Origin of the sequence: Streptomyces sp. V4I2, assembly GCF_030817655.1 — a bacterium.
In the GTDB taxonomy this organism is placed as follows: Bacteria; Actinomycetota; Actinomycetes; order Streptomycetales; family Streptomycetaceae; genus Streptomyces; species Streptomyces plumbiresistens.
On the sequence record NZ_JAUSZM010000003.1, the window covers coordinates 371,848 to 397,168 of the forward strand.

The 25,321-nt window shown below is 69.4% G+C and carries 22 protein-coding genes and 2 pseudogenes; 10 read left to right on the top strand and 14 right to left on the bottom strand.

Annotated elements, in window-relative coordinates; translation table 11 throughout:
- Window positions 1-48: 48 nt before the first annotated feature.
- Window positions 49-1,350 (bottom strand): sugar ABC transporter substrate-binding protein, encoded by a 1,302-nt coding sequence (locus QFZ76_RS02395; protein ID WP_307679909.1) that lies wholly within the window; start codon window positions 1,348-1,350, stop codon window positions 49-51.
- 66 nt (window positions 1,351-1,416) lie between these two features.
- Window positions 1,417-2,658 carry an aminotransferase class V-fold PLP-dependent enzyme gene (locus QFZ76_RS02400; protein WP_307672108.1) on the bottom strand — a complete coding sequence of 414 codons (1,242 nt, stop codon included), beginning with the start codon at window positions 2,656-2,658 and terminating at the stop codon, window positions 1,417-1,419.
- A gap of 228 nt (window positions 2,659-2,886) precedes the next feature.
- Between QFZ76_RS02400 and QFZ76_RS02405 the strand changes: the two genes are divergently transcribed.
- Complete coding sequence (locus tag QFZ76_RS02405; RefSeq protein ID WP_307672109.1) at window positions 2,887-3,621, top strand: FadR/GntR family transcriptional regulator; 735 nt, start codon at window positions 2,887-2,889, stop codon at window positions 3,619-3,621.
- Window positions 3,622-3,731: 110 nt separating this feature from the next.
- On the opposite strand, the gene QFZ76_RS02410 is transcribed toward QFZ76_RS02405, so the two are convergent.
- Both QFZ76_RS02410 and QFZ76_RS02415 read right to left on the bottom strand, forming a co-directional pair.
- Window positions 3,732-3,857 (bottom strand): hypothetical protein, encoded by a 126-nt coding sequence (locus QFZ76_RS02410; protein ID WP_307672110.1) that lies wholly within the window; start codon window positions 3,855-3,857, stop codon window positions 3,732-3,734.
- Between the two features lie 92 nt (window positions 3,858-3,949).
- Complete coding sequence (locus tag QFZ76_RS02415) at window positions 3,950-4,852, bottom strand: MurR/RpiR family transcriptional regulator (RefSeq protein WP_307672111.1); 903 nt, start codon at window positions 4,850-4,852, stop codon at window positions 3,950-3,952.
- Window positions 4,853-5,003: 151 nt separating this feature from the next.
- On the opposite strand from QFZ76_RS02415, the gene QFZ76_RS02420 reads away from it, so the two are divergent.
- The 6 genes from QFZ76_RS02420 (at window position 5,004) to QFZ76_RS02445 (ending at window position 11,601) form a co-directional block, all read left to right on the top strand.
- The gene (locus QFZ76_RS02420; protein ID WP_307672112.1) at window positions 5,004-6,176 is read left to right on the top strand and encodes a C45 family peptidase; all 1,173 of its coding nucleotides are present in this window, start codon (window positions 5,004-5,006) and stop codon (window positions 6,174-6,176) included.
- A gap of 83 nt (window positions 6,177-6,259) precedes the next feature.
- Window positions 6,260-7,906 (top strand): ABC transporter substrate-binding protein, encoded by a 1,647-nt coding sequence (locus tag QFZ76_RS02425; protein WP_307672113.1) that lies wholly within the window; start codon window positions 6,260-6,262, stop codon window positions 7,904-7,906.
- A gap of 4 nt (window positions 7,907-7,910) precedes the next feature.
- The gene (locus QFZ76_RS02430; RefSeq protein ID WP_307672114.1) at window positions 7,911-8,861 is read left to right on the top strand and encodes an ABC transporter permease; all 951 of its coding nucleotides are present in this window, start codon (window positions 7,911-7,913) and stop codon (window positions 8,859-8,861) included.
- Window positions 8,858-9,709 (top strand): ABC transporter permease, encoded by an 852-nt coding sequence (locus tag QFZ76_RS02435; RefSeq protein WP_307672115.1) that lies wholly within the window; start codon window positions 8,858-8,860, stop codon window positions 9,707-9,709. Before QFZ76_RS02430 ends, QFZ76_RS02435 begins: the two co-directional genes overlap by 4 nt.
- Window positions 9,710-9,715: 6 nt before the next feature.
- Window positions 9,716-10,720, top strand: a complete 1,005-nt coding sequence (locus QFZ76_RS02440) for an ABC transporter ATP-binding protein (protein ID WP_307672116.1) — start codon at window positions 9,716-9,718, stop codon at window positions 10,718-10,720.
- Complete coding sequence (locus QFZ76_RS02445) at window positions 10,717-11,601, top strand: ABC transporter ATP-binding protein (RefSeq protein WP_307672117.1); 885 nt, start codon at window positions 10,717-10,719, stop codon at window positions 11,599-11,601. The genes QFZ76_RS02440 and QFZ76_RS02445 overlap by 4 nt, the downstream gene beginning before the upstream one ends.
- Before the next feature lie 20 nt (window positions 11,602-11,621).
- On the opposite strand, the gene QFZ76_RS02450 is transcribed toward QFZ76_RS02445, so the two are convergent.
- A complete protein-coding gene (locus tag QFZ76_RS02450) occupies window positions 11,622-12,005 on the bottom strand; it encodes an integrase core domain-containing protein (RefSeq protein ID WP_307672118.1) in 384 nt (127 codons plus the stop codon).
- A 205-nt stretch (window positions 12,006-12,210) separates the two neighbouring features.
- Here QFZ76_RS02450 and QFZ76_RS02455 point away from each other — a divergent pair, with 205 nt between their 5' ends.
- Both QFZ76_RS02455 and QFZ76_RS02460 read left to right on the top strand, forming a co-directional pair.
- A complete protein-coding gene (locus tag QFZ76_RS02455; protein ID WP_307672119.1) occupies window positions 12,211-12,393 on the top strand; it encodes a hypothetical protein in 183 nt (60 codons plus the stop codon).
- The gene (locus QFZ76_RS02460; RefSeq protein WP_307672120.1) at window positions 12,386-13,846 is read left to right on the top strand and encodes a transposase; all 1,461 of its coding nucleotides are present in this window, start codon (window positions 12,386-12,388) and stop codon (window positions 13,844-13,846) included. The genes QFZ76_RS02455 and QFZ76_RS02460 overlap by 8 nt, the downstream gene beginning before the upstream one ends.
- Here the strand turns inward: QFZ76_RS02460 and QFZ76_RS02465 are convergent.
- The 3 genes from QFZ76_RS02465 to QFZ76_RS02475 form a co-directional block, all read right to left on the bottom strand.
- Entirely contained in the window at window positions 13,836-14,189 is a 354-nt protein-coding gene (locus QFZ76_RS02465; RefSeq protein WP_307672121.1) for a hypothetical protein, read from the bottom strand. The two genes, QFZ76_RS02460 and QFZ76_RS02465, sit on opposite strands and share 11 nt — an antisense overlap.
- A 737-nt stretch (window positions 14,190-14,926) precedes the next feature.
- Window positions 14,927-16,018 (bottom strand): ISAs1 family transposase, encoded by a 1,092-nt coding sequence (locus QFZ76_RS02470; protein WP_307672122.1) that lies wholly within the window; start codon window positions 16,016-16,018, stop codon window positions 14,927-14,929.
- 218 nt (window positions 16,019-16,236) lie between these two features.
- The gene (locus QFZ76_RS02475; RefSeq protein ID WP_307672123.1) at window positions 16,237-16,758 is read right to left on the bottom strand and encodes a winged helix-turn-helix domain-containing protein; all 522 of its coding nucleotides are present in this window, start codon (window positions 16,756-16,758) and stop codon (window positions 16,237-16,239) included.
- Window positions 16,759-17,013: 255 nt separating this feature from the next.
- Between QFZ76_RS02475 and QFZ76_RS02480 the strand changes: the two genes are divergently transcribed.
- Complete coding sequence (locus QFZ76_RS02480) at window positions 17,014-17,763, top strand: transposase family protein (RefSeq protein ID WP_307672124.1); 750 nt, start codon at window positions 17,014-17,016, stop codon at window positions 17,761-17,763.
- 298 nt (window positions 17,764-18,061) lie between these two features.
- On the opposite strand, the gene QFZ76_RS02485 is transcribed toward QFZ76_RS02480, so the two are convergent.
- The 6 genes and pseudogenes from QFZ76_RS02485 to QFZ76_RS02510 all read right to left on the bottom strand — a co-directional run bounded on the left by QFZ76_RS02485 (window position 18,062) and on the right by QFZ76_RS02510 (window position 25,226).
- Window positions 18,062-19,561 carry a DUF4246 domain-containing protein gene (locus QFZ76_RS02485; RefSeq protein ID WP_373464251.1) on the bottom strand — a complete coding sequence of 500 codons (1,500 nt, stop codon included), beginning with the start codon at window positions 19,559-19,561 and terminating at the stop codon, window positions 18,062-18,064.
- 318 nt (window positions 19,562-19,879) lie between these two features.
- Complete coding sequence (locus QFZ76_RS02490; protein ID WP_307672126.1) at window positions 19,880-20,320, bottom strand: VOC family protein; 441 nt, start codon at window positions 20,318-20,320, stop codon at window positions 19,880-19,882.
- Between the two features lie 180 nt (window positions 20,321-20,500).
- Window positions 20,501-20,915 (bottom strand): annotated as a pseudogene (locus QFZ76_RS02495) (VOC family protein).
- On the bottom strand, window positions 20,912-21,397 hold the full coding sequence (locus tag QFZ76_RS02500; RefSeq protein WP_373464252.1) for a dihydrofolate reductase family protein: 486 nt from the start codon (window positions 21,395-21,397) through the stop codon (window positions 20,912-20,914). Before QFZ76_RS02500 ends, QFZ76_RS02495 begins: the two are co-directional and overlap by 4 nt.
- A 559-nt stretch (window positions 21,398-21,956) precedes the next feature.
- A pseudogene (locus QFZ76_RS02505) lies at window positions 21,957-23,135 on the bottom strand (metal-dependent hydrolase).
- A gap of 153 nt (window positions 23,136-23,288) precedes the next feature.
- Entirely contained in the window at window positions 23,289-25,226 is a 1,938-nt protein-coding gene (locus tag QFZ76_RS02510) for an AfsR/SARP family transcriptional regulator (RefSeq protein ID WP_307672128.1), read from the bottom strand.
- Window positions 25,227-25,321 lie beyond the last annotated feature (95 nt).

Sequence of the window (25,321 nt, forward strand, 5' to 3'; positions counted from 1 at the left end):
GTGTACTCGTACTCGAACTCGTCGTTTCGGACGCGGACGACATTTTGCCTAGTCCTCCTGCTGCCACTTCTCGGTCCAGTACGCGTCCCAGCCGGCCAGCAGCGCCTTGGGCTTCAGCTTGCCGAGCACCATCTTCTGCACATCGGCGTCGGCCTTCTGCTGCCACTCGGTCCACCAGGCGACGCCGCGCGGCTGGCTGACGTTGAGGTACTTCTCCGGCTGCTCCGTCATGGTGACGTAACTGGACCAGGGGCCGGTGTTGTAGAACGGGTCCTCGGTGGCCGCCTTCAGGATCGGAACCAGGCTGTTCTTCTTGGTGAAGGTCGTCGACGCCTCGCCCTCGGACAGGAACTCGACCAGCTTGACGGCCTCGGCCTTGTTCTTGCTGCCGTCCGCGACGCCCCATCCGGCGGTGGCCAGCGGCTGAACGGTCTTGCCGCTGGGACCTGCCACCAGCGGGGCGGTGTCCCACTGGTCCTTCGCGATCGCCTTGGACTCCGAGACCGTGGCGATCACTTCGGGATCCTGGAGCAGGAAGGCCGTGGAGCCGTTGGAGAAGCCCTCGACCATCTCCGGATAGCCCCAGGAAACGGACGACTTCGGGGACGCCTGCTTGAAGAGCTTGAGGTAGGTCTCCATGGCGTCGAGGGCCTCGGGCACGGAGAAGATCGTGCTGCCGTCCTTCAGCTTGAAGCCGTTGGCGGGGTCGATCTCGTCGGCGACGTAGGCCTCGATGACGGCGGTGGCGTTGCCGTTGGCGTTGGCCCCGCCGCGGAAGGCGTACCCGTAGCGGCGCTTCGCCGGGTCGTGGATGGCGGAGGCCTGCGTCAGCAGCTCATCCCAGGTGGCCGGCGGCGCGCTGAAGCCGGCCTCCTTGATCAGGTCGGTGCGGTAGAAGACGCTCAGGCCGTAGAAGCCGTACGGGACGAAGTAGGTCTCGCCGTCGTCGTCCTGGGAGGCCTTGACGGCGTTCTCCGTCATGGCCTCCCAGCCTTTCCAGCCGGTGAGGTCCTTCTTCATGTCGTAGAGCCAGCCGTTGTTCGACCACGGGCCCACGGTGGTGTCCCGCACCTCGAGGGTGTCCACACCGCTGCCGGACTGGAGCATCTGCTGGATCTTCTGGTCGGCCTGCTCGGTGGGCGGCGAGACCAGATTGACCTTGATCTTGGGGTTCTGCTGTTCGAAGTCCGCTATGAGGTCCTTCAGCAGATCCGTGCGGGCGGGGTTCGTCAGGCTCTCGACCATGTTGAGGGTGACCGTTCCGCCACCACCACCGCTCACGGTGGAGCATCCGGTCAGCACCAACGCGCCGGCCGTGCCGAGGGCGAGAGCTACCGTCCTTCTTCTCATCATGCCGACCTCTTCCGTGGATGCGGCCGCACCGGCGGCGGCTTCGGGGACGGGGGATTCGCGCCGCTACGGCGCGGCGGGGTGTTCGCGGGCCGCGCGGGCCCACTCGCCGAGGACGGGGACGCAGTCCTCGGCGAAGTACTCATAGTCGGCGGCGGTGTTGTAGACGTGTGCGGACAGCCGCAGATAACCGGTGCCGCCGAAGCTGGTGAAGGCCGTCTCCACGCCCAGTTCCCGGGTGGCCCGGTCGCGCAGCGCGTCGGCCTCGACGCGGCTGGCGCCCAGTCCCGCCGGCAGCCGCACCAGACGCATGCCGGGCACCGGCATGCCCACGTCGACGGCGCTGGGTTCGCCGGTGAGCTCGGCGAAGGCCGCGCCGACGACGCGCTCGGCGTAGCCGACCAGGTCGTCCATGTACTGGCGGGCGGTCCCCCAGCCCCAGGTGCGCTCGATGAGGTCCAGCGCCGTCGGCGCCGCCAGATAGCTGGTGAGGTCCACCGTGCCCTGCTGGTCGAAGCGGTCGGGATACGGATCGGCGGCGCCCCACGAGTCGATCAAGGGGTAGAGCTGCTCGCGCCGCGGGCCGCGGGCGACCAGCGCGGCGGTGCCTCGCGGTGCGCAGCCCCACTTGTGCAGGTTTCCGGCCCAGAAGTCGCACGTCACACCGTCGAGGGGGGCGGTGATCAGACCGGGGGCGTGGGCGCCGTCGACGAGAAGCGGGATGTCGCGCCGCCGGGCCTCCGCGCCGATCCGCTCCACCGGCATCCGCCGGGCGGTCGCCGAGGTGATGTGGTCGAGGACGATGAGATCTGTGGCCTCGCCGATCTCGGCGGCCACGGCCTCGTACGCCTGCTCCTCGTCCGCGTCCAGCGGCACCCGGGCGGTGCGGACCCGGCCGCCCCAGCGGCGTGCCAACCGTTCGGCGCCCATGGTCACAGCCCCGTAGCCGTGGTCGGTGACGACGATCTCGCCGCCGCGGCGGCGGGAGAGGCCGGCGAACACGACGCTGGCACCGGCACTCGCGTTCGGCACCAGGGCGAGGTCGTCCGGGGCAACCCGCAGGAAGGCGGCGAGTTCGACCCGGGTGGCGGCGATCCGCTGCGGCAGCGCCGGGAACCACACCACCGGGGAGCGGTCCATTTCCGCCCGCAGCTGGTTCTGCCGCTCCTGCGCCACCGAGGGGACCGCCCCGAACGAGCCATGGTTCAGGTGCGTCATCGCGGGATCCAGCGACCACGCCCGAGCGGCGGGCCGGCCGTCGGCCAGCAGGAGGGGGCGCGGGGCGGTGGTGACCTCGGTCTCGCTCACATCACTCCATATCTGCCCGGCCTGAGTGCCCGAGACATCAGACAGTGTCTGCCATTTTCCCGGAGACATATGATGACTCGGCATCCTGGCATGGCACTTTCGCGCCTGCAAGGCTCGCGCAGGGGAAAGTCATCAGATGAATCCTGGCCGATACATACAAGACATCTGATGACTCGGTACAGTGCACAAGAGCTTCGGTGATGCCGCCGGTCCGTCAGGAGGAGTCGAATGTCCGCAGTCGACAAGGCGTTCCACGGCCTACGACACATGATCGCGACGGGACGTCTCGGTGCGGGCGAGCGCATCCCGCCCGAAGCCGAGCTCGGCGAGGAACTCGGCGTCTCGCGGGGATCGTTGCGTGAGGCCGTGCGGATGCTCGCGGCCCTGGGAGTGATCGAGCCGCGGCACGGCTCGGGTACCTACGTCTCCCAGCTCAGGCCGGAGGACATCATCGGCAGCCTCTCGCTGACCCTCGAACTTCTGCCACTGCCCGGCCTGTTGGAGGTGTACGAGATCCGGCGGGTCCTGGAGGCTCATGTCGCGGCCAAGGCCGCCGCGCGCCGAACCCCCGAGACCGTGAAGACGCTCTTCTCGCTCATCGAGGCCATGGAGGCCACCGACGACCCCGCCGAGGCCTCGGAGCTCGACCACCGCTTCCACGCGGAGATCGCCCGGGCGGCCGAAAACCCCACCCTCGCTTCCCTGCTCGCAGTCTTCCGCGCCCGCTCCCGCAAGTACCAGGTCTTCACCCTCCCTGAGGGCCCCGAGCTGCGGCGCAAGAGCGACGCGGACCACCGCGTGCTGGCCACCGCGATCGCCGACCGCGACCCTGGCTCCGCCGCGGGCGCTGCCGAGGCCCACGTCACCCAGACGGAGCGGTGGCTGCGTGCCTTCATGCCTCCGGTGGAGGAGGGCGCCCAAGGCCGGGAGAAGAGCGGCGAGGCTGACGGCGCCCTGAGCTGATGGCACTCGGCCGTCTGCAGGCCGTACGCCGCGGCGCCCGTCACGGGGCGGGCCGGCCGGCCAGAGGGATTCGACGCGACAACCAATTGGGGCCTGGCCGTCAGACTCCCTCATTCCAAGCAGCTCTCACCCCGCCAGGGGCCGTACGCGCCGATGGAGAAGCCCCGCGCGTCGTCCCACTGCCCGGTGGCGCGGTCGAGCCACAGGGTGGGGCCGTCCAGGTCGAAGCTGAGCATGACGGCGCAGCGTGCCCCGCCCGGCCAATGGGGCGGCGGTTGTCGGTCCATGGGCGGTTCCGGTTCGCTTGCGTTCGGGTGCGGGGTGGGCTTCAGCTCTTGCGTGGCCGTGGCTCGGTGGGATCCAGCAACTGGCCGCGCAGAACGGTGAGTTGGTGGGAGGTCTCGACGGCCCGGTGCTCGTCCAGTGAGGCGAGGGCCAGGACGAGAGTGTCCATGACGACGGTGCCGGCCAGGGACTCGGCGGTGATGCCGGTGGGGGTGTGGGGGGCGCTGATCACCACGTCGGCGCGGTCGGCGAGCGGGCTGGTGGGTTCGTCGGTGACGAGCAGGACGCTCGCACCGACGGTCCGTGCCCTCTCGGTGAGAACGGTGAACTCCCTCAGCAGCCTTCCGGGTTGGAGGATCACCACGGCGTCGCCGCGGCCGAGGTCCAGCAGTTCGTCGGCCATGGTGAAGCCGGTGGCGCCGACGAAGCGGGCCCGGTGGCCGGCCCGGCGCAGCTTCAAGACCAGGTGGCGGGCGGCGAGTTCGGAGGCGCCGACGCCGTACGCGACCACTTCGCGCGCGTCGGCCAGGATCTGGACCGCCTGCTTGAGCACGTCCGTCTCCAGCAGCCGGCGGCACTGTTCGAGACGCTCCGCCGCCTCGTCGAAGACGCGGTCCTTGATCTGCTCCAGGTCGTGGCCGACATGGGCGATGCGCTGCTTGAGCCGTTCCTCGGGAGCGGTCGCGGAGGTGAAGTCTGCGGCGAGTTCCCGCTTGAGCGCGGGCAGTCCGGTGTAGCCGAGGCGCTGCAGGGCGCGTACGACGGTGGCGTTGCTGGTTCCGCTCGCCGCGCCCAGCTCCTGCGCGCTGGCGAAGAGCAGGTGCTCCGGCGGAGTGTTCGCCAGGTACTGGGCCACCACGCGTTCCGAGGCGGACAACTCACCCCATAGGTCGCGAATCGTGGCATGGAGTCGTGTCGCTCCGGTTACGTCTTCTGTTTCGCTCATTACAGCTATTGACTTCCTCGTAGCGTCCATTACTAACCTGGTGCCATCATTCCAGAAGCTCCGGATCCTGAAACGCACATTACAGGCCGTTGCGGGTCCGGGCCGTGGATCACATGCGTCGCAGAGCACAGTCGCAGAGCACAGGAGAGGCATGACAGCCAGCGCCATCCCGATCGTCGAGATCTCCGGTACGCCCGTCGAGCGCGGCCGCCAGTACGGCGAAGCCGTGCGCGGCAGACTCGGCGCCGCGCTCGCCTACTACCAGGAAGCCTTCGGCCAGTCGTCGGGGCTTACCTGGGACCAGGTCACCGCGCGGGCCGAGCGCTGGCTGGAGCCGGTGCGCACGTACGCCCCCGATCTCGTCGAGGAGATGAGCGGGATCGCCGAGGGTGCCGGGGTCGGTCTCCTGGACGTGCTCGCGCTGAACGCCCGGGGCGAGATCCTCTACGACGAGACCTTCGCAGGGATGCGCGGCCAGGAGGACTCCACGGACGACACCGTGGAGGAGAAAGGCACAGCCGACGGCTGCACCTCGTTCGCCGTCATGGGCGAGGCCAGCGGCGACGGGCACGTGTACTGCGGTCAGAACTGGGACTGGCGGGCGGGCACCGCGGACACCCTCGTGATGCTGCGGATCGTCCAGCCTTCGCGGCCCACGGTGATCATGCAGGTCGAGGCGGGCCAGATCGGCCGCCAGGGCGCCAACTCCGCGGGCATCGCCCTCAACGCCAACGGTCTCGGCGGTCGTTTCGACGACGCCGTGGGCCTGCCCCAGACCGTGATCCGCCGCCGCGTACTGGACAGCGAGTCGATCAGCGAAGCGGTCGAGGTGCTGTGCCGCACCCGCGGCCATATCGCCAGCAACGCCCTGCTGACCTGCCGCGAAGGCTTCGCCGTCGATCTGGAGACCACCCCCGGCGCGCACGGCTGGCTGTATCCGACCGATGGCCTGCTCGTGCACGGCAACCACTACCAGGCCGGCGTGCCCGTCCAGCTCGCCGCCAACTACCGCCCCGCGTCCTCCGATTCACTCATCCGCGTACCCCGCGCCGAGGCCGGCCTGCGCCAACTGCGCACGGCCACCGCGCCTGACGACTCCCGCAAGCTGATCCGCCAGGCCATGTCCGACCACCTCGGTCACCCCGAGGGCCTGTGCACCCACCCCGATCCGCGCCAGGCGGAGGTCAAGCGGTGGACGACGCTGCTGTCCTCCTGCGTGGACCTGACCACCGGTGACTACTACGTGACTCCGGGCACCCCCTGCGACCACGAGTACCAGTACCTGCCCTGGAACCTCTACGACGGCCCGCACGCGCCGAACTGACGCGCCATCATCCGCGGCCCGGAACGTCCCGCCACCCCGCGCCGACTCCCCCTCACCCCTCGAACCACCAGGAAGAGCCTGCTATGAGAACCAAGCTCTGTACCACCGCAGCCGGCCTCGCGGGAGCACTGCTGTTCACCGCGGGATGCTCCGGGGCCTCCACCGGGTCGGGCGGCGCGACTGCCGATGCCGCCGCGCTCAAGCTCACCAACACCACCGCCAAGGCGTCCGGCGCGGCCGCCTCGGTGAACTGGCTGGTGGAGCAGGAGCCCGGTTCCCTGGACCTGGACCGGCAGGGCAACACCAGCGGACGGACCGTGCTGGCCAACGTCTGCGAGCGGCTGCTCCAGCTCCAGCCCGACCTCACCACCGAGCCGCAGCTCGCGGCGAAGGCCGAGTACACCGACGACAGGACGCTCGTCCTCACCCTCCGCGACGGCGTCACCTTCCACGACGGCTCCCCCATGACGGCCGACGACGTGGTGTGGAGCCTGAAGCGGCACGCGCAGCCGGAGATGTCGGAGTCGGACGAGTACGAGGACGTCGACGAGATCACCAAGACCGGCGCATCCGAGGTCACCGTCACCTTCAAGGAGCCGAGTGCCCTGTTCATGAAGGCGCTGGCCGGTGACGCCGGGATCATCATGGACCGCGAGACGGTGGAGAAGCAGGGCGACGAGTACGGCACCCCTGGCCGGCCGGACGCCTGCACGGGGCCGTACCGGCTGAAGAGCTGGGATTCCGGTTCGTCGATCAACATCGAGCGTTACGCGGACTACTGGGACGACAGCAGCCCGGCGCTGACGAAGAACGTCGTCTTCCGCTGGGCGACCGGCAGCGCGCTGGTCAACGCCGTCTCCACCGGCGCGGCGGACGGCGCGTATCTGACCGCCACGGGCCCGGCCGCCGTGCTGGCCGAGAAGAAGGGCGTACGCGCCTACTACGGGCAGAGCACCACCGCCTGGTCGCTCAGCCCCACCGACAGCGGCGCGCTGAAGGACACCCGGCTGCGCAAGGCCCTGTCGCTGGCGCTGGACCGTGAGGGCATCGCCAAGTCCGGGTTCAGCGGGCTCGCCACGCCCTGGGCGACGCCCGTCGGGCCCGGCGCGTGGGGCTACGAGAAGGCCACGTTCCAGAAGGCGCAGACGGACCTGGAGAAGTCGACCGCCTACACGGCGTCGCCGTCGTCCGACAACATCGACGAGGCCAAGAAGCTGGTCGAGGAGGCCGGGGCGGCCGCGCAGCCGATCGTCGTGGCCAGTGACGGCGGTGAGAGCCAGACGGTCATCACCAACGCGGTGCGCGGCGCGGCCCAGAAGATCGGTCTCGAGGTGACTGTGAAGACCGTGCCGCCGAGTCAGTACGACGAGTTCTTCGCCGACCCGAAGGCGCGGGAAGGCTTCGATCTGATCGCGGTCGACTGGTACATCTCCAAGGCCGACCCGGTGGGCTTCTACGACAACGCCATGTCCGGCAACGCCAACAACTGGCTCGGCTACTCGGACAGCGGCTACGACGCCCTCGTCAAGAAGGCCCAGCAGACGATCGACGACAAGCAGCGGGCGAAGCTCGTCATCGAGGCGCAGTCGAAGTTCGCCGACGCCGCCGTGTGGATTCCGCTGGTGCAGGTGCCGTCGGTGCTGGTGCTCGGCGAGAAGTACACCGGCCCGCCCGCGTCCATGGTGTCGCTGTACTACCCCTGGGCCGCCGACCTCGGAACGAAGGGCTGAAGCCATGCTGCGCGGACTGCCGCGGCGCATCGCCGGCCTGCTCGCGACGCTGCTCGTCGCCTCGTTCGTCATCTTCTCCGCCGTCTACGCGGCACCGGGCGACCCCGCCGTCCTCCTCTCCGGCAGCAGGCAGGAGCTCACTCCTGAGAAACTCGCGGCGGTCCGCGCCGAGTACCACCTCGACGAGCCGCTCGTCGTCCAGTACGGGCGGTGGCTGTGGGAGAGCGCGCAGGGCGACCTGGGCCGGTCGTTCCAGTACCGCGACCAGGTGGCGGACCTGATCGGAGCGCGACTGCCGACCACCCTCGAACTCGTCGCCTACGCCACGGTGTTCCTCGTGGTCCTGGGCGTCGGCTCCGGGGTGCTGGCGGCGCTGCGCCGCGGCTGGGTGGACTCGGCCGTCGTCGGGGGCACCACGCTCGCCGCGTCCATCCCCTCGTTCGTCGCCGCGATCGCGCTGGTGTCGCTGTTCGGGGTGCAGCTCGGCTGGTTCCCGGTGACCGGCCAGGGCGAGGGATTCGCCGGCCGGCTGCACCATCTGACGCTCCCGGCGTTCGCGCTGGCGCTCGGCGCGCTCGCAGTGATCAGCCGGGTGACCCGGCAGGCGATGGCCGAGGCGTACGCCTCCGATCATGTGGAGGCCGCCCGGGCCGCCGGTCTGACGGAGCGTGAGATCGTCGTGCGGCATGTGCTACGCAACGCGCTCGGTCCGATCGTCACCATGTGCGGTCTCGTCATGGCGGGCATGCTCGCCGGAACAGTGGTCGTCGAGACCGCCTTCGGCCTCAGCGGCGTCGGCTCGCTGCTGGTGAGCGCGATCACCACGCACGACTTCCCCGTCACGCAGGCGGTGCTGCTGCTGATGGTCATCGGCTATGTCGTCGTCACGACGCTGGTCGACCTCGTACATCCGCTGATCGACCCACGGGTCTCGCTCGGAGGGAGGGCCGCATGACGACTCTGACAGCCGGGGCACTGCTCCCGGTCAAGGTGCGGGCCCGGCGGCCGGTACCGGTGATGGTGGCGGGCGGCTTCCTCGCCCTGGTCGTGGTGGCGGCCGTCTTCGCGCCCTTGCTCGCGCCGTACGCGCCCGACGCGGTCGATCTGTCCGCCTCGCTCGCCGGGACGAGCCCCGAGCATCTGCTGGGCACCGACGCCTCGGGACAGGACCTGCTCTCCCGGGCGCTGTACGGAGCCCGGTCGAGCCTGCTCGCTCCCCTGGCCCTGCTGGCGCTGGCCGCACTGCTCGGCATCACCATGGGCACCGTCGCCGCCTGGTACGGCGGCTGGGTGGACACCCTGTTGTCACGGGTGACGGATGTGATGTACGCCTTCCCGGGCCTGCTGTTCGTCGTCCTGGTGATCGCGGTGTTCGGCGACGGCCTCACCACCTCGGTCGTGGCCATGGGGCTCGCGTACGCGCCAACCATCGCCCGGTACACGCGCAGTCTCGCCCTGTCCGAGCGGTCCAAGCCCTACATCGACGCCTATCGGGTCCAGGGCATGGGCGGGGCGCGGATCTGCGTACGTCATCTCGTACCCAACCTGTCCGGTGCGCTCGTCGGCTACCTCGTGGTGCTGTTCGGCGAGGGACTGATGAGCCTGGCCACGCTCAGCTATCTGGGTTTCGGCGCCGGATCGCCCAGTATCGACTGGGGGTTGATGGTGCAGGAGGGCCAGGACGCGGTGGTGCAGGGAGCGCTGCTGCCGGCTCTCGTACCGGGCACGGCCATCGCCGCCGTGGTGGTGGCCTTCAACATCGTCGGGGTCTGGGTCTCGGACCGGCTGGGCCAAGGAAGGTAACCGTCCATGCTGCTGGACATCGAGAATCTCACCCTCCGGCTGCCCTCCGGGGCCGCCGCCCGGCCCCTGCTCGCCGAGGTGTCGCTGACCGTCGGACGGGGCGAAGTGGTCGGCCTGGTCGGCGAGTCGGGCTCCGGGAAGTCGACCACGGCGCGGGCGGTGCTGGGCATGCTGCCCGAGGGCGCGTCGGCCTCCGGCTCCGTGCGGGTGGACGGTGAGGACGTACTCGCCATGGAACCCGGTCGCCTGCGCGCCCACCGGTCCCGTACCGTCTCCATGGTCTTCCAGGACCCCCGCTCGGCGATGAACCCGGTCCGCCGGATCGGCGACTTCCTCACCGAGCCGCTCGTACGCGTCCTGGGGCTGCCCAAGCGCAAGGCGGCAGCGAAGGCCGTGGAGCTGCTGGCCGCCGTGGGGCTGCCCGATCCCGAACGCCGGATGCGACAGCGCCCGCACGAGCTGTCCGGCGGCATGCTGCAACGGGTGGTGATCGCCGCCGCGCTCGCCACCGACCCCGGCCTCCTGCTCGCCGACGAGGCGACGAGTGCGCTGGACGCGACCACCCAGGCGGAGGTGCTGGCCCTGCTGCGCGGCCTCCAGGAGGAGCGGCGACAGGCCGGCAGCGGCCTCGGCACGCTGTTCATCACGCACGATCTACCGCTCGCCGCCGCCTACTGCGACCGCGTGTACGTGATGTACGCGGGCCGTGTGGTGGAACACCAGCCCGCCCGCGGCCTGTTCGCCGACCCCCGGCATCCCTACACCCGCGGCCTGCTGGACTGCTCGCCCGCGCTGGGCGACGAGCGCGAACTGCGCCCCATCCCCGGCCGCCCGCCGTCACTGTCCGACACCTTCACCGGCTGCCCGTTCACCCCGCGCTGCCCGCGCGCCGAGGCGGAGTGCGAGAGCTGGACGCCAGTGACGGTGCCGTTCGGTGGCGCCAGCGGACCGGCGGACAGTGGATCGGCAGCCTGCCGCCGTCTGGAACTCGTAGCGAGGAGCAGCGCATGACCAGAGCCGAACCCGCACTCGTCGTACAGGGCCTGTACAAGAGCTATCCGCTCCCGGGCGGCGGCCGTACTACAGCCGTGGACGACGTCTCGTTCTCCGTGGCGGCCGGCGGTTCGCTGGGCGTCGTCGGTGAGTCCGGCTCCGGAAAGACCACGGTGGCCCGGATGCTGGTGGGCCTCGTACGGCCGGACGCGGGAACGATCGCCGTGAACGGGCGGGAGCGGACACCCGGGGAACGCGGCGGCGGAAAGCTGCCCAGGCTGAGTCGGCCGGGAGGGGGCAAGGCGGCACGTCTGCGCCGCGCCCGCGAGATCCAGATCGTCTTCCAGGATCCGTATGTCTCACTGGACCCCCGCCTGACGGCGCGTCAGTGCCTGCACGGCGCCTTGCGGCTGCACGGCCGCTGCGAGGGCGAGGCCGCCGCGACGCGGGTCGGCGAACTGCTCGATCAGGTGGGCCTGGGCAAGAGGGAGGCCGATGCCCGGCCCCGTGGACTGTCGGGCGGGCAGCGTCAGCGGCTGGCCATCGCCCGTGCGCTGGCCGTGGATCCCCAGGTGCTGGTTCTGGACGAGGCGGTGGCGGCGCTGGACGTGTCCATCCAGGCGCAGATCCTCCAGCTTCTCGCCGATATCCGCCGGGAGACCGGGGTGGCCCTGGTCTTCGTCAGTCACGACCTGGCCGTCGTACGGCACATCACCGACGACACGCTGGTGATGTGCCGCGGCCGCATGGTCGAGGCCGGCCCGACGGCCCGTGTCCTGGACGCCCCGGCGGACCCGTACACCCGGCTCCTGCTCTCCTCGGTACCACGCGAGGGCTGGGACCCCGCCCAGACGGTACGGCTGCGCGGCGAACTCGCCGCAGCGACGCGGGCGGCCTGACGTTGCGCTTGCCGGAAATCTCATCCGCGCAGTTCACGCGGCATGCTGGTACTCGTGGAGGATGCCGCCGAGGCGCTCGTGTTGTCGTATGTCAAGGCCGTGATCTGGTCTGGATCGGTGATCGGCGCGGGTAACGGGTGCAGCGGGCGGGCGTTCGCAAGGTCCTGGTGTGGCCGATGAGCGTTGTAGAACTGCTCGAACTCCCGTAGCGCGTGAAGCAGGTGCCGCTGGTTCCAGATCAAGGTCCGGTCCAGCAGTTCGCGTCGGCAGGTCTGCACCCACCGTTCCATGGTCGAGTTCATTCTCGGTAGCCGGACGCCGCTGAGCACGACCTCGATTCCCGCATCGGCAAGGATGGCGTCGAACAGGGCGGGGTCGGGAACTGCTGCCGGTTTATTGAGCATGAGTGCCTTCTGGTGAGCGTGAGTGAGTGCCGGTGCTGGATGCGGTTGTTCCGCTGTGCGTCAGAGGGCTCCCCCTGCCTGGGGTGTGCTGTGGTGTTGGTTCTTCGGGAGGGGAACGGGAGTTCTTGGGTCGAATGGGTGACCTTTGCGGAGGCTGCTCGTTGACTGCGGTGACGGGGATCTTCGGCCGGGCGGGGGTGAAGGGGTGAGCGCACTGCGGAAGGTGACGGCGTCGTTCGTGGTGCCCGGCCCGGCCGGGGTGGCTGTTCGGGACCGGCTGCGGGTGAGCGAGTCGGATGCGGCGGTCCTCGCCGAGGTCGGGACGTTCCTGGGGTCGCTGGCGGCGGCGGATCTCGCGGAGCGCTCCCGGCAGGGGGTCGGTGCATGATGCGGCCTCGTGGGCGGTGCGCAAGCGGGCGCTGACCGGGAGGTCGTCGGCGCGCTGGGCGGGCAGCATCACCAAGGCCACCCATGACCAGTGGGCGCTGGCCCGGCGCGGCCAGGCCACCCACCTGGCCTGGCTGCACAGGCAGATCGCGTCCATTGAGGCGCGGCTGGCCCGGCCGCTGGGCGCCAGGGCCGACAAGCGGGAAGGCCTGGCGCGCGGCTATGCCTCGCGTGGTGAGTGGCATGGCAAGTCCCGCCGCCTGCACACCCTGAAGGACCGCCTCGCGGTGGTGGAGGCGGACTGGAAGGCGGGCCGCGTACACGTGGTGCGCGGCGGCAAACGCCTCGCGAACACCCGCCACCACCTTGAGGCGGCCGGCCTGGAGGCAGCAGCGTGGCGGGAGCGGTGGCGGGCGGAGCGGATGTTCCTGACCGCCGATGGGGAGTCCGGCAAGCGGTTCGGCAACGAGACGATTCGCGTCACCGACACCGGACAGATCTCGGTCAAGCTCCCGGCCCCGCTGGTCCACCTGGCCAACGCGCCGCACGGCCGTTACGTCCTGGACGCGACGGTGGTGTTCCGGCACCGGGGGCAGGAGTGGCGTGACCGGATCACCGCCAACCGGGCGGTGGCCTACCGCATCCACCACGACACCGCGCGCGGCCGCTGGTATGTGACCGCGTCCTGGCAGCGCGCCGCCGCCCCCGTCCTGCCGCTTCAGGCGGCGCTGGCCCGGGGGATGGTGGGGGTGGACATGAACGACGACCACCTCGCCGCCTGGCAGTTGGACGTGCACGGCAACCCGGTCGGCGAACCACAACGGTTCTTCTACGACCTGACCGGCAGTACCGAGCACCGGGACGCGCAGATCCGGCACGCCCTGACCCGGCTGCTGCACCACACCCGGCGCTGCGGGACCGCCGCGATCGCCATCGAGGACCTCGACTTCACCGACGGCACCAGCCGGGAGAAGCACGGCCGCAACAAACGCTTCCGGCGCCTGCTGTCCCGCTTCCCCACCGCCAGACTCAAGGCCCGGCTGGTGTCGATGGCCGCCGAACAGGGAGTGGCGATCGTCGCGGTCGACCCGGCCTACACCAGTCGGTGGGGTGCCCAGCACTGGCAAAAACCCCTGACCACCCCACGACGCAAGACGTCCCGGCACGATGCGGCCAGCATCGCGGTCGGGCGACGCGCCCTCGGGCACCCGATCCGGCGACGGACGACACCGCCCCACCCCGACCAGAGCGATCGTGGTGGGCATCGGACCGCCCAGGCCCGACCGGACACCCGCAGGCGTGAGGAACCCCGCCCCCACCTGCCCGGACCACGCACCAGATGCGCGCCGCCCGGTGGTGGAGCGAAAGCGGGCGACCAGGGTGCCCAACACCGTTCGGGACACCCGGCTGAGCAGCAGTCCTGGCAACAGAACTCACTCCCGCTCAGTCTCTAGGAACGGTACTTTCCATCCGGTCCCGGATCAGGAACCGCATCCGGCAGCCCGCGTCGTCAAGGTCCATGACCATGTTCTTGGTGGCCTGCGCCACCCACGAGGCGGTCGGATGGGTGGTTGCGCCGAGGATCCTGATCCGTCGGCTGGCGTGCTCGATCACTGCCAGCACGTACAGTCGCACCCCGAACAAGGTGACTGTTTCGAAGAAGTCGCAGGCCAGCAGGGCGTCGGCCTGGGAGCCCAGAAAGTCGGCCCAGGTGCTGCAGGCCCGCTCGGGTGCCGGGTCGATCCCGGCCTCTTTCAAGATCCCCCAGACCGTGGACGCGGCGACCTTCACGCCCACGCTCAACCGGCTACACCACTTCGCGGGACACAATCGCAGCCTACAACTGCCCCGCCTCGCACCCGCCGACCACGACCTGCTCTGGCAACGCCTGACCCTCCGCTGAACCAACACACACCCCTCGCCGCCCCAGCCCTCACAAGACCGGCCAGCACCGGTACCTATAGGCGCGCCAACAACCCGTGCAAAAACGGCTGCCCCCCTCAGCTCACTGCGCAGCACCAAACAGCCAGCGCAGCCCACGCATTCTCCGGCGCCGGACAGTCGACTCTGCGTAAACCTCACCCACGGAACAGACCTACCGCTCAGTACAGTCAGGGACTTGGACGGCAACAATCTGGAGGCGGTCTGACACGTGCCGGACTGAGGCCGTTGCCCGGTACCGCCGGCAGTCGGCCGCGGTGGACCAAGGCTCACCGATCCACCGCAGCCGGCCACCTCGACCGGCCACCTCGACGGGCCTGATCAGACAGGCGCGTTGTCCTGGGCGGGCCCAGTCGGGGGCCTGGAGGGGTGCGCCGGCACCGCCTGGCGTACGGGCGCCTGTCCTGAGGCATGCCGAGCTGCTCACGCGCCTGAAGCCTTCGATGTCTGGACCAGGATGTCCGCTTACAGGATCTGGGGATCTACTTCTTGCTCCCCGCGCTCGCGAAGGGTGGGGACCGGCCTTCTCCTTTGCCATCCGCGCCAGGCGGCGAGCCCAGGGGCATTGCATGATCGAGATGTGTCCGGGTTCGTCACGTGAGCCCGAGGATCCGTAGGGGCCGGCGGTAGTCGCGACTTGTGTGGCGGAGGGCGGCAGCGATGTTGGTCTTGCCGTCCTGGCGGAAGACGCTGATGGCGGGGTTCCGCAGGCTGGCCATGGCGCGGGGCAGTGTGCCGGTACGGATCTTGGAGTCGTCTTCGCGAAGGGTGCGGTCACGCACGTGGTGCAGGAGGTTCTCGATGCCCCAGTGGCCTCTGATCCAGGTGGCGAGTTCGGCGCAGGTGGCATCGAAGACGCTCAGGCTCGTGATCAGGTAGACGCGCTCGATGGTCAGTTTGCCCGTGCTCATCTCCCTTCGCCAACGCACGACTTGGATCGCCTGGCGGGCGCCGGGGTAGTCGAGGTGAGAGAACGCGGCGCCTTTGAGACGGCGGACTTCGTCACGGTGGTGGGCCCGCTCACGGGCGCGGTGCCCGAGCGGGATGTCCCGCCAGGGCAGCTCTGCGACCTGGGCATACAGGCCGGGATGGTTCTTCTTGACGACAGCCACGTAGTGGGCACCACGGCCGATCAGATAGGCGCCGTGATCGTGCTGGGTGTGCAGGGCATCGGTGGTCAGCACGGCATTCTCCAGGTCGAGTGGGCCCAACAACGGCTGGAAGGAGGGGATTTCGTTGCTCTTGGCAGCGATCTGCCGCTGGGCCAGGACCACGCCGTGGTGGTCCATCGCAGCCAGCAGCTGGATCGCGGTGGCAGTCCTGGTGCGCGAGCCGCGGACCACCTTGCCGTCGACGGCGATCACTCGCCGCACCGTGCGCTTCGCCTCCGGCTGGGACACGAGCGGCGTTCGAGCCTGCAGATATGCGCAGAGTGCCGCGTCCAGCGCGTCGCCGTCGATGCGGTGCAGCAAACGGCGCACGGTGGCGGCGTGCGGCACGGGCCGGAAACCGGTGAGCGGGTCGATGGCGAAGCCGAAGGTGCCCAGGACCTGCTGCGGAGCGTCCGTGATCCACTCGCTGATCGCAAGGAGCGAGCGCGCTCCCGTCAGTACTGCTGCGACAGCCGCGCACAGCAACGCAGCCGCTGGATATCTCCGCCCGCGGACATCGCGTGGATCGGGCACCCGACTTAGGAAACGACGCAGGTCAACGACCTCGTCCGGAGCGAACGAAGCCGTCTGGGAACCCAGTTGCTCCAGCGCGGCGGGGATGAACGATGATGTTCGGGCAGGCACGGTCTCGCTCGGTTCTCATGGGTCTCGACAACCACATGATCACCGGCACCGTGCCTGCTCTGCTGTTCGGGTTCCCCTGCCACACAACGGACATGACGCCACGTCAATCACAAGACCAGCGAACCGGACGAATCCTGTTCACGCAACGCCCCTGGCCACGTCTCCTTGATCCACGTGGCCACGGCGTCCTCGTCGCGTTCGGCGGCCCGGCGCGCCGGGGCCTGCACCGTCCAGCCCATCTGGTACAGGATGCGCCAGGTCTGCGCCGCACTGAAGCGGACATGGAAGCGCCTCGCGATCACCATGGCGATGCGGTCCAGCGTCCACCGCTGGTCCTCCACCCAACCGTGCGCGGCCGGCCCCTTCTCCAACTCCGTGGCCAGCCACTCCCGCCAGATGGGCTTCATCCGGGAGGGCTGCCCCGACGGCCCCTTGGACCGCAGCGCCTCCACACCGCCCTCACGCCAGCGGGCATGCCAGGCGTAAGCGGACTTACGAGAGACCCGTAACCGCCGCGCGACCTGCGGCGGCGCCACCCCTTGCGTGAATAACTCGGCGGCCTCGAACCGCACTTGCTCCCGCTGAGTCCGCTGCTTCGCGGTCAGGCCACCCCCATCGGGATACCGCATGACACCGGGATACACCCACCGGCGAGATCACGGTCACCCTAGGACGGAAACCTCAGTAGCGGTAGTTGGTTCCGTAAGAAGTGAGCCGAACATGACGGAGAAACGACGCAGGAGTGATACCAGAGACGTCAGTGACCACTGAGCTTCTTCGAGTTGGCCACCAAACAGGTGACGGTCCATGCAGCGCAACGAGCGAGGCCCCCGGGCTGTTGATCGAGGTGTCTGACGTCTCAACCACGCTGCTCGGGGGCCTCGTTGGTCATCTATCCTGCCGGACTCGACCTGCCCCATGCACTCGTGGAATGGGTAACCATGCTCGCCGTCACCCGCGAGGGTGACCGGCGCTGCAAGCTCCGCCCGTCCCAGCGCGCGATGGTGGCAGTGGTGTACCTGCGCGAACACACCACCCTGGCGAAGATCGCTGCCGGGTTCGGGATCAGCGAGTCCACCGCCCACGCCTACACCAGCGCGGTCATCCACCTGCTCGCCGAACGCGCGCCGGTCCTGCTGAAGGTCCTGCGCGAGGCCGATGCGGACTTCGCCCTGCTGGACGGCACGCTCGCCGAGTGCGACCGGGTCGGCGACGGACGGGCCGACTACTCGGCCAAACACCGCCGGCACGGGGTGAACCTGCAGGTGGTCACGGATCCGGGCGGCCGGCTGCTGTGGCTCTCGCCCGCCCTGCCGGGCCGCACTCACGACCTGACCGCTGCTCGCACCCACCGGATCATCCGCATCTGTGAGCGCCAGGGCATCCCCATCCTGGCCGATCTCGCCTACCAGGGTGGCGGTCCCTGGGTGAGTACCGGCATCAAGCGCAAGCCCCTGCAGGAACTCGCCCAGACCGAGAAGACCGTCAACCGGGCGCTGTCCGTGGCACGGGCACCGGTCGAGCGCGGTGTTGCGCGGCTGAAGTCCTGGCGCATCTTCCTCAGATCCCGGTGCAGTCCCAACCGCATGACGTCAAACGCCAAAGCCGTCCTCACCCTGGAGCGGCAACGCTGAAGAAGCTCACTGACACGGAAGTGTCCGTCGACAGAGGTCCGTTCCTGCACCAACCCCAACTCCCGTCCCAAACAGAGCACTGGGACCGGGCCTGCCAGTGAGCCGGCGCCCCCGTTCGCACTGCTACCACCACCGCGAACGGCCCTGGCACCTCTCACCTCCAGGAGTTCAACCGTGCTCACGCCCAGCTGAAAACCCGGCGGCCGCTCCGGCGGGCCACAGGCTCCACCCGCCGCATCGACACTGTCACCCAGGCCGTCCACGCCTCCCTGACCTGCACATATTCAGGACAGAAGATTCAGTGCTCGCAGAGGGAAAATTCTCGTTCGTAGACCTGCTCGTTGTGCTCGTCGACGAAGAACTTGCGTTCCTGCATGAGTTGGTCGCGGTAGTCCTTAGCCTGTTCGAGCGTCATGGTCGAGGTGCCGGACCATGGTTGTTGCGGTGGCACATCGGACGTCGAGACGATCTTCTCCGATGGGTCGACCAGGAAGAACGCGAGAATTTTGCGATACCCCGGGCGGGTGGGGTCCGTGAGGCGGAATGAACCGACGCGGTGTTGCAGGACGTTCGGGAACGCCAGGCAGCGAACCGCTGGGGTCGAGGCCGATCCCAGCATCTGGTTCAGCGCGTCTTCGTCCTCCAGGCCGTAGACCTCACGCAGACCGTTGTCGTCGTTCTGTTCGTAGTTGGGGTCGTCAAGTGCCGCCCGAAAACTCAGCCGGCTCTCGGTGATGTTCTCGCTGTCCCAGTAGTAGATGCCGGTCGAGACGATCCGCTCGTTCATCATCCCCTCGACATGCCAGGAACCGCCCGGGTATTCCGGCTTGTCCGGGGTGAGTTGAATGGTGGCGAGCTTGACGATGACCTGGAGACGGCAGCCGCGCAGGTCGACACGAACGGATTCCTCGGGCAACGCGGGCGGGGTGAATTCCGGGGCGTCCGGAATGACCGGGCGGCGGTTCTCCCACCAGTCCTCATGGGCCTCTTCCCATGCACGGAGGGCTTCCGCGTAGGCCTCGTCATCACTGTGGGAGGACTTCTCCGGATACTCGGGCTCCGAGTCGTACCACCCGTAAGGATCGGCCTCGATCCGCAGGGGCCGCGGATGGCGCAGATCGGTGAGGACATTCTCCAACAGCGGGCGGAAGCGTGCGAACAAGTCCGGTAGGACGGAGGCCAGTTCGCGATGAGTCTCGGGATGGACGTTGTTGACGTACGAGCGGAAGGTGACATCGCCGTCGTCACTGACGTCGACGTCCGTGGGCAGCCACTGGAACTTTTCCGAGAACTCGTACTTCGAGTAGCGGTCCGTCGGGTTCTGCCAAGCCCGTGCGGGCGCACCGCTCATCTCTCTGACCAGGCAGAACAGTGAAGGATGGACCAGATCCAGTACCTGGCCGTCGGATCCGGGATGCCAGTCCTGCTCTGCTTCGGGGACCTGTTCCAGCACCTGAACCGCCTCGCGCAGCCGGGATCTGAGCTTGTCGTCGACCAAGGTGTCCGACTGCCACACCCCGTCAACGGCGGACACCTCGACACCGGTTCTTCCGTCCCGCAGCGCGGCGTAATGACGGAGTTCGGCCAGCACGTAACGAACCTGCGCTTCGGTTAGGCCTTGGGCGACCGCTTCTTGCGTCCACCTGGCGACGATGTCGGCATCGTGCATCTTGTCGAACCACCCCGGCTTCGCCCGGACGTGTGAGCTGCACTGCATCATCTGAAGTTCCCGCAGCGTTCGGGGTGTGGCAAACGATATAGAACGGGACGTACGAAAGGGCAGCGGGAAAGCAGACATGCCAGTCAATTCTCTTGATCCTCCCAGTCGGTGCGCGACGGCGGGAAGGATACTTCAGCCCACTGACACCGCAGTCGTGGTCCCTTCATCGCTGGTCCGGGGGCCAGGGCTTCGACGTAGTCGCGTGGTGTCCGGTTCGCGCTCATCCGAGGCCGAGGATGCGCGAAAGGGAAGCGGGAGTTGCAGGCGTTGCGGCGTGGCCGTGCTGCTTCTCCGCTCGTGCCGTGCGGAGGCCCCCGATGGCCGGCAGCTCCTGGCTGATCGGGCGGTTCAGAACCTCGATGATCCCGTTCGGCCGCATGGATCGGTTCCTCCTTCTCAGCGCAGCTGCTCGGCCAGCCCGACGATGATGCCCTCCGGACCGCGGACGTAGCAGAGCAGGTAGCTGTCCTCGAACCGGGCGATCTCGCCGACGAGTTCGGCCCCGTGAGGGCGCAGGCGGGCAACGGTGTCCTCAAGGTCGTCGACGGCGAACATGACGCGGTGCGTGCCCAAAATGTTGTGCGGCCGGTTACGCGGCCCGGCGCTGATCACCGCGGGGCTGAGGTACTTCGCCAGCTCGAGCCGGCTGTGACCGTCCGGGGTCCGGACCATCGCGATGTCACAGCGAACGCCGTCGAGTCCGGTGCACTGGTCGGCGACCAGCCCCTCGACCTCCGCCCGGCCCTCCAGCTCCATACCGAGTTCCACGAAGAACGCGATGGCGGCCTCCATGTCCTCGACGACGATGCCGACGTTGTCCATGCGCTGAATCGCCATGCTCGTTTCTCCTTCTTCCTCGTGCGGCCGGTGGTGGCCGCTGATGGGCCTGGGACGGAGCCGGTGGCACGTTCTCGACATCCTCAGACCGCCGAACTCCGAAAGTTCTGGATCGCGCCTCAGCACCGCTACAGCAGACCGCCCCGGAGCAAAGCTTCTTCACTCCACTCACCGGACCGCTCAGGAGAAGTCCGCGGCGGTGATGCCGTCGGGGTGTCCAGGCGGCCACTCCACCAAACTCGATCCGGTAGCCATCCGGGTCGGTGAGCCACGACGTCTTCGGACCGCGAGGCCCGCCCGGGTACTGGACAGGTCCCGGCTCCAGGCCGGCTTCGGTCAGCCTTTCCAGGGTGGCGGCCAGTGTGTCCACCTGGATCGCGAGGTGGTCGAAGCCGCTGCCCACGTCGACGCGTCCGTCACCGGGGCGGTGGACCAGTTCGAGGGAGGCCGCCGGTTCGCCGGGGAACTTGAGGATCACGAGGTGACTCCCGTCCCCGCCGTCGACCCTGCCCAGCTCGACGTAGCCCAAGGCCGTGTAGAAGGCGAGCGAGCGGTCCAGGTCGGTGACGCGGTAGCCGACGAAGAGCGTCTTCATGCGGCCTCATCGGGTCGGCGCACCCGGTAGCGGAGGTGCGTGACGTCTCGGTCCTCGAGCCGCCGGACGAGGTCGAGTTCGATGTAATCACCACCGAGGTGGTCGAACAGCCGTCGACCGTCCCCGAGGAGGACCTGCACCAGGTGGATCTCCATCTCGTCGATCTGTCCGGCTCGGAGCAGGGCTTGGGCCGCGCCCGCCCCATGGACCATGACCGGCCGGTCCCCGGCGGCCGCGCGAGCCTGACGGGCGCAGTCCTCGACGTCGGTGACGAATCGCGCGTGGCCGGGTGGCACGTCCCCGTCATCCACATGGTGGATGAGGACGAAGATCGGCACACCGTCGTGATGGTCTCCCTGCCAACGCCCGGCGAGTTCGAAGGTCCGACGGCCGGAGATCACCGCGCCGGTCGCCAGCGCCTCGCGATAAACCTGTCCGCTGGGACCGTCGGATTCCCGGTCGTCGAGCCATCCCCCTGGCAATGGCGAAAGCCCTCCACCGGCTTCGACACGTCCAGATCGGACCTCCACTCCAACCAGCGCGACTCATCCGCGCTGCTCACCGAGCGCACCGCCTTGATGAGCGCCCGCGGTCGCGGAGCGTTACCTCGGTGCCGATTGCGAGGGACTGCCTCTGTGATCCGTCTGCCGGTCCGGCGCTTCATCTGCGGCTCGGCGGATGAAGCGCCGGACGCTCGTCGAGCCGTTCGCGCAGTGGCCGCTCCGCACGCACGGTTCACCGCTCGGTTCAACCACGCCCTGGAGCGAGTGGGGCTCGCGCCGGCCGGGCGGGCCGGCGCTCGGCCGGCTGCCCAGCTGGGCTCTCGGTGCGGGAAGGAGAAGTTAGGCGGGGCCATGGCATTGCCCGATCCGCAGTTCAGTACTCCGCGTGTGCTGGGCGTGGACAACTTCGCGATCCGTCGAGGCCAGACCTACTCCACCCTCTTGACCAGCGTCGAAGACCACCGTGTGGTCGATGTGCTCCCGACGCGTGACGCCGGGCCGCTGGCCCCCTGGCTGATCCGCCACGCCGGCATGGAGATCATCTGTCCCGACCGGGCGGGCGCCTGCCCCGAGGGTGCCCGGCGCGGTGCCCCGAGGCTCTGCAGCCAAGTGATGTCCCGTCAACCGTTCGCGCTGCGCCCGGTGGCCGACCTGGTGGCTCTCGAGGCGACGTGCCGCTGGATCTGGCCGCTGTCCCATGGGACGTCTCACCGCCCGGGTCATCGGGCAGCCGCTCGGGCAGCGGGGGACGCTGCCAGGTAGGCGACCGCCTGCTGGGTCGAGCCCTCCTGGGTCGGGTGGTGGCCGGGGCGGAAGTAGCGCAGCACCGAGCGGGCGAACGCGCCCGGCCGGGGCAACAGGTCCTGCGGGCCGCGGCCAGGTAGTCGCGGAAACGGACCTTGACCCGGTCGTCGAGTTCGGGGTCGGCGCTCATCAGGAAGCGGACTCCGCGGATCCATAGCCGGGTCAGCACCGGAGCGGTGACGAGCATGCCGACCACTCGGCGCCGGTACCGGGGATCGAGGTGCACCAGCAGGTCGTACGCGACCGAACGGTCTTCGACCTCCTCCGCGCCGCGCCAGCGGAACAGATCGAGCATCGCGGGGTCCGCGCCGGCTTGGTCCAGGTGCCCGTTGCTGAGAATCCAGTGACCCATGTACGCGGTGAAGTGCTCGAAGGCCGCTATGAGGGCGAGCCGTTGGAGGAGGTGCGCGTGTGTGGTGGCCGGCGTCAGCTCCGGCCGGTCTCCGAGCACCCTTCGGAAGATCCATTCGGACTTCAGGGTGTACGGAGCCGGGTCCAGCCCCTTGGTGAGCAGGTGCTCCAGGACCTCCTGGTGCGCCTAGGCGTGCTTCGCTTCCTGGCCGATGAAGCCGCGTACGTCCTCGCGCAGCCGGTCATCGGTGATCAGTGGCAGTGCCTGCTCGAAGGTGCGCACGAACCAGCGTTCGAGCTCGGGGAGCATGAGGTGGAGCACGTCGCAGGTGTGGGTCGCGAAGGGCTCACCCGGCAGCCAGTGCAGCGGGGGGTGCCCCAGTCGAAGGTGACGTCCCGGGGTTGCAGCACCAGGTCGTGGTGGTCGATGGGCTCGGACGGACGTTCCGGGTGGGCATGTGCGGCGCGGAACATGACAGGTTGCAGCTGTGGACGGGTTAACCGGGCGGCCTTGGCAGGGGTGGGGGCGACTTTGAGGAGTTCGTGAGCCTCGGGGCGGCACAGACCGTTCTTCCAAGACTCGACAGCGGCCGACGCCGAGACCGTCACCGACCGCCTGGCGGCAGCAATGGACGCCCTCTGAGCCCTGGAGACCTGATCACGCCGGGCCGTGGGGCGGGCGCGCACGAGCTCGGGGTTCGCGTGTTGCGGTCGCTCACCCCGCTCGGGCGCATGCCTCCGCCTCCGCCAGGTAGCGCGCCACCGGGCCCAGCGTCAGCATTCCGCTGGCGGCGCCGGCGTGTTCGGCACGGGCGTTGCGCAGGGCAGCCTCGGCGCGTGCGGCGATTCCGCGCTCGCCGAGGCGTACGGCGGCGCGGGCGGTCAGGCACCACAGTGCCTCCTGCATGTGGTCTCGCGGTGGTTCGGGCACCGCGTTGAGGGCGGCACGGGCCTCCTCGACTCGCTCCTGGGCGAGCAGCACGAGGGGTCGCGCCCAGGGGCGGTACGGGCCCCAGTCGAGGTGCGGGTCGGTGGGCGCGGGCCGGTCGTGCAGGAGGCGCAGCCCCAGTAGGGCGAGCGGGAACAGGCCACAGTGCAGCCCCGGCATTCCGGCCGTCTGCAGGGCGTCCTCGGCAGCGCGGTAGTGGGCTGCGGCCGTGGCGGCGGTCGGTCCGCCGGGTTCGGCGCTGCGGGCGGCTGTGACCCGTGCCCGGAACCACCCGGTGAGGACCAAGACGAGGGGCGCCTCGATGGTAGCGGCGAGTTGTTCGGCTGCCTTGGCGTGCGAGGTTGCGGCGTTGAGGTCGCCGAGGGCCGAGGCGGATTGCAGGCGGACGAGTCGGCCGAGTACGGCGAAGTTCGGCAGCTCGTGCCGGGTGGCCAGGTCGAGGATCTCGGCGCCGATCCGGTCCCGTACCGCCGCGAGCCCGGGGCGGGTGAAAGAGTGCAGGAACACCCCGTTGAGGGCGAACGCCAGCAGGGCGGGATCGGCCAGGTCCCGTGCCAGCGCCTCGGCCTGCTGTGCCGCCTGCTGCGCGCGCTGCAGCTCGGTCCTGGACAGATCGGCGCTGCGGCTCTCGACGGCGACCGTGGCCAGGAGGCGGGCGGGCAGGTCGGCGGGGCCGTCGGGGCCGAGTGCGGTGAGCGTGCGCTCGGCAGCCGCGACGACGGCGCGGGACTGCTCGGGGTCGTCGGCCCGGCTCCAGATGGCGGGCACATCGTAGGCGCCGATGATCCGGGCGGTCAGGGAGAGGTCTCCCGTGCGTTCCGCCGCCTGGACGGCGGCGAGGCGGTCGCGCCGCGAGTGGACGAGGGCGTCGCCCCCCGCCAGTGCGAGGGTGCGGGCCAGATCCACGGTGGTGCGCGGGCCGAGACGGACCCCATGGCCGGTCCACGCGGTACGTGCGCCTTCGGGGGGCACGTACCCCTTGAGGATGTCCGTCTCCAGGCGTTGGAGGTCGGCACCAGGGTCGAGCCCGAGTTGATCAATGAGCATCGCGCGGGCCCGGCGGAGGGTGGCCAGCGCGTCGGCCTGGCGGCCCGCGCGATAGAGCGCGCGGGCAAGCAGCCCCCAGGCCGGCTCGCGCCACGGATGTTCGGTGATGTGGGCACCCAGTTCGGCGACGAGATCGGCCCCTTCCCCGGAGTCGAGGAGGATGCGGGCGCGCAGTTCCGCCCCCTCCAACCTCAGCTCCTCCAGTCGGGTCCGCTCGCGCTGCGCCCATGCGGAGCCGGTCACATCGGCGTAGGCGGGGCCACGCCAGTCCGCGAGTACCGCGCCGAGGTCGGTCACCGCGTCGGGGTTGCGCCGGGCTCGGGCCAGGGTGTCCTGGAACCGATGGACGTCCACGTCCTCGCGCGGCAGGCGCAGCGCGTAGCCGGGGCCTTCGGTGACGAGTACGCGCGGCGGATCGCGGGGCGGCCGGTCGGGTTCGAGGGCGCGGCGCAGCGCGGCGACGAACGTACGCAAAGCGCCCACGGCGCGGGCCGGCGGGTCGGTCCACAGGTCGTCGACAAGACTGTCGGTGGTGACCATCCGTCCCTCGGCGGCGACGAGCCGGGCGAGTACCTCGCGATGGCGGGGTCCACCCAGGTCAACCGGACTGCCGTCGTCGCGGAAGGCCCGCACGGCACCGAGCACGTCGATTCGCATGCCCCCATCCTCTGTGCCAGGGATCGGCTGCGCCCAACCGTACTGATCGGCTGCTGATCGCCGTCCCCCAGGCTGATCCGGTCCAGTCCCCCACC

Coding starts and splice junctions, on each gene's coding strand:
- QFZ76_RS02395 (WP_307679909.1), bottom strand. CDS start 1,350: ATGAGAAGAAGGACGGTAGCTCTCGCCCTCGGCACGGCCGGCGCGTTG.
- QFZ76_RS02405 (WP_307672109.1), top strand. CDS start 2,887: ATGTCCGCAGTCGACAAGGCGTTCCACGGCCTACGACACATGATCGCG.
- QFZ76_RS02410 (WP_307672110.1), bottom strand. CDS start 3,857: ATGCTCAGCTTCGACCTGGACGGCCCCACCCTGTGGCTCGACCGCGCC.
- QFZ76_RS02415 (WP_307672111.1), bottom strand. CDS start 4,852: ATGAGCGAAACAGAAGACGTAACCGGAGCGACACGACTCCATGCCACG.
- QFZ76_RS02420 (WP_307672112.1), top strand. CDS start 5,004: ATGACAGCCAGCGCCATCCCGATCGTCGAGATCTCCGGTACGCCCGTC.
- QFZ76_RS02425 (WP_307672113.1), top strand. CDS start 6,260: ATGAGAACCAAGCTCTGTACCACCGCAGCCGGCCTCGCGGGAGCACTG.
- QFZ76_RS02430 (WP_307672114.1), top strand. CDS start 7,911: ATGCTGCGCGGACTGCCGCGGCGCATCGCCGGCCTGCTCGCGACGCTG.
- QFZ76_RS02435 (WP_307672115.1), top strand. CDS start 8,858: ATGACGACTCTGACAGCCGGGGCACTGCTCCCGGTCAAGGTGCGGGCC.
- QFZ76_RS02440 (WP_307672116.1), top strand. CDS start 9,716: ATGCTGCTGGACATCGAGAATCTCACCCTCCGGCTGCCCTCCGGGGCC.
- QFZ76_RS02445 (WP_307672117.1), top strand. CDS start 10,717: ATGACCAGAGCCGAACCCGCACTCGTCGTACAGGGCCTGTACAAGAGC.
- QFZ76_RS02450 (WP_307672118.1), bottom strand. CDS start 12,005: ATGCTCAATAAACCGGCAGCAGTTCCCGACCCCGCCCTGTTCGACGCC.
- QFZ76_RS02475 (WP_307672123.1), bottom strand. CDS start 16,758: ATGCGGTATCCCGATGGGGGTGGCCTGACCGCGAAGCAGCGGACTCAG.
- QFZ76_RS02485 (WP_373464251.1), bottom strand. CDS start 19,561: ATGTCTGCTTTCCCGCTGCCCTTTCGTACGTCCCGTTCTATATCGTTT.
- QFZ76_RS02490 (WP_307672126.1), bottom strand. CDS start 20,320: ATGGCGATTCAGCGCATGGACAACGTCGGCATCGTCGTCGAGGACATG.
- QFZ76_RS02510 (WP_307672128.1), bottom strand. CDS start 25,226: ATGCGAATCGACGTGCTCGGTGCCGTGCGGGCCTTCCGCGACGACGGC.